Source organism: Hydrogenophaga sp. T2 (assembly GCF_049843535.1).
Classification (GTDB): domain Bacteria; phylum Pseudomonadota; class Gammaproteobacteria; order Burkholderiales; family Burkholderiaceae_C; genus Hydrogenophaga; species Hydrogenophaga crocea.
Window position 1 is genome coordinate 1 of the sequence record NZ_JBBHZJ010000015.1, and the last position, 3,283, is coordinate 3,283.

Consider the following 3,283-nt stretch of genomic DNA (forward strand, 5'->3'; position numbering starts at 1 on the left):
AGCAGGCGCCCGAGGCCGCCGGCCACGGCGCGCCCGCCATCCGCGAAGCCTTCGACGCCGCAGGCCGGCTGCTGTGGCAGGCCGACGCGCGCGGCATCCTGCGCCAGGCACGCTACGACAGCGAAGGCCATCTGCTCGCCACGCGCGTCGTCGGTGCCGGCATCGACCAGCAGGAGCGCTACGAGCGCGATGCCCAGGGCCGCCTGCGGCGCGTGAGCGACGACAGCGGCGCGCACACCGATCTCGTGCGCGACGAAGACGGGCGCCTCGTGGCGAGCATCGATCCCCTGGGCCGCTGGACCCGCTACGAGCGCGAAGCCGCCGCCGTGCGCGTGGTGCAGGCGGCCAATACCCATCAGCCGCTGACCCTGCACCACGCCCTCGACGCGCAGGGCCGCTGGCACACGCTCGGCGCCGAGGCCCACGACGGCCGGCGCGTGCTGCGGCGCGTGACGCACCGGCGCTGGTGGGACGACTTCGGCCGCGAGGTCGCGGTGGAGCACCCCGACAGCGGCCGCGAGCTGCGCCGCTTCGACGCCATGGACCGCCTGGTGGGCGTGCTGCCCGCCGATGGCAGCCGGATCACGCTCGAGCGCGACACGGCGGGACGCCTCGTGCAGCGCCGCGTGACGCCGCCCGCGGGCAGCGCGAACACGCCCGCGCAGACCGTGCACTACCGCTACCAGGGCGGCGCGCTCGCGGCCGTAGAAGGACCTGAGCAGACCGAGCACTACACGCGCGACCCCGAGGGCCGCGTGGTCGAGAAGGCCGTGTCGCTGCGGCTCAACGACGGCCGCTGGGTGCACAGCACCACCCGCTACCGCCGCGACGGCCAGGGCCTGCTGGCCGCGCAAAGCCTGCCCGACGGCAGCGAGCTGCAGTTCGAGCGCAACGGCCAGGGCCAGATCGTGGCGCTGCATTGGCAGGCCGGGCCCTGGGCGCCGTTTGGCGCGGGCCGCGTGACCCTGGCGCGCGACCTGCGGCGCGACCTCATCGGTCTCACGCACATCGCCTACGGCAACGGCATCGAAGGCGATTGGCAGCGCAGCCGACAGGGCGTGCTGGCGCGCGTGGCGTACACGGGCGCGCCGCACACCGCGCCCGACCCGCGCGAGCACCGCGGGTTGTGGGACAGCCGCCTGCGCTTCGATGCCGCGGGCAATGTGCTGCTGCGCCGCGACGACGCGAGCGGCCTCGGGGCCGGCGTGGCGCAACTGGCGCTCGCCTACGGCCCGCAGGACCAATTGCTGCAGGCGGTGCGAAACGCCGGGCCCGACGCCCCCGCCACCACCTGGCGTTACCACCACGACAGCCTGGGCGATCGGCTGCTCGCCCAGCAGCCCGGGCCCGGCGGCGGTGCGGCGCCCACCGAGCGCGACCCGCGCCGCGACCTGCCACGCGATGGCGCGGGGCGGGTGCTGCGCGATGGCACACGGCAATACGCCTGGGACGGCCTGGGCCGGCTGACCGGCGTCACGCAGGCGGGCGAGACCACGCGCTACCGCCACGACCACCGCGGACTGCGCGTGGCCGAGCAGGGCCGGCGCTCGCAACACCACCTGCACGACGACGCGCGCCACCGCATCGCCGACCTCGATGCACAAGGCCGCATCACGCGGCAGTACGTGTGGCTGGGCGAGCAGCTGCTCGCGGTGATCGACCCGCCCCGGCCCGTGCCGCTGCGCGCGCCGGCCGAGGGCGTGTGGCAGGCGCTGGGCCGCGCCGCGGCGCTGGCCTGGCAGGGGGTGAGCGGCGCCCGGCCGGCGATCCGCTACGTGCACGCCAACCACCTGGGCGCGCCCGTCGCGGCCACCGACGAGCGCGGTGCGGCGCTGTGGACCGCGGTGTACACGCCCTTCGGCCAGCGCCTGCCCGCACCGTGGAGCCTGTCGCGCGGCGGCTTCCGGCTCGACCTGCGCCTGCCCGGGCAATGGGAAGACGAGGCCACCGGCCTGCACGCCAACGACCAGCGTATCTACGACCCGCAGGCCGGGCGCTACCTGAGCCCCGACCCCCTGGGCCTGGCGGGCGGGCTCAACGCCTACGCCTACGTGGGCAACAACCCGCTGGGCCACGTGGACCCGCTCGGGCTGGTGCTGTTCGCCTTCGATGGCACGGACAACACCAACGACGAGGAATGGCTGCGCTCGCGCGGGGGGTCGGTATCGAATGTGTGGCGGTTCAGGCAGCTGTACGGCGATGGCGACCGCCGCTACGTCAGTGGCGTGGGCACGCTGCATCGCGACCCGTACTACGGCGACATCGTGCCGCCCTGGCTGGACAACGCCCTCAACCATTCGGGCGTGGCGCGCATCGACCGCATGCTGCGGTACTTCAACGACGAGGCCGATCTCGCGCTCGACGACGACGCCGCGATGGCGGTCGATATCGTCGGCTTCAGCCGCGGTGCGTCCGAGGCGCGCGACTTCGCGAACCAGGTCGTGGCCGCGACGCGCGACGGCGTCTACCACTACACCGCGATCGGCAGCGACGGCGCGCCGCAGGCCCGCTGCCAGCGCGTGGACCTGCGCTTCATGGGCCTGTTCGACACGGTGCTCAGCACGAACGCCGGCCGCGACTACCGGCTCGCGATCCCCGACGCCTTCACCCACGTGGCCCAGGCCGTGGCCCTGAACGAGTACCGGGGCAACACCCTGCATCCCTACGGGTCGGTGGGCGCGTTCCCACTGGAATCGATTGCCCAGGCGGCGAACGGCCCCGAGCCGGAGGCAGGGCGCACGCGCATCGAGCGGGGCTTTGTGGGCGCGCACGCCGACATCGGCGGGGGTTTCGCGGAGAGCGAGAACCAGCTTTCGCAAGTGGCGCTGGTGTGGATGGTCGAACAGGCCAAAGCGGCGGGCGTTCGCATGAACGAGCCCGAATCGCTCCACCACATCGTTGCGAACCCCGTCGTTCACGACCGCAGCAACAGCATCCTGACCGGCGCACCCGATCCGGGTGCCGAGGACCGGCCGGTGCGCTACGGCGGCGGTGATCGCGCCACCCAGCGCCAGATGGCCTTCGTCTCGGGCATGAGCTGGGCCGACACCGCGGCCTTCGTCGACTACCTGCCGCCCGACGACCCGCAACGGCAGCGCTTCGTGACCGGCACGGTGGACATGCAGCGCTACCTCGACTGGTTGAACCGCAACGGCTACGGCCTGAACCTGAAAGTGGAGTGACGATGGACCCTTTGAACGACGATCAAGTGGCGCGCCGCCGGTGGCTGGCGCTGATGTCCCTGTGCTTCTGCAGCGTGGGTTGCAACACGGGTACGGCTGGT

Annotated in this window: 1 protein-coding gene; it reads left to right on the forward strand. The window is 73.3% G+C overall.

The features are described from left to right. Nucleotides 1-3,182, forward strand: a 3,182-nt coding sequence (locus tag WDZ95_RS22195) for an RHS repeat-associated core domain-containing protein (RefSeq protein WP_425781693.1), incomplete at its 5' end; no start/stop codon positions are given. Nucleotides 3,183-3,283: the final 101 nt, after the last annotated feature.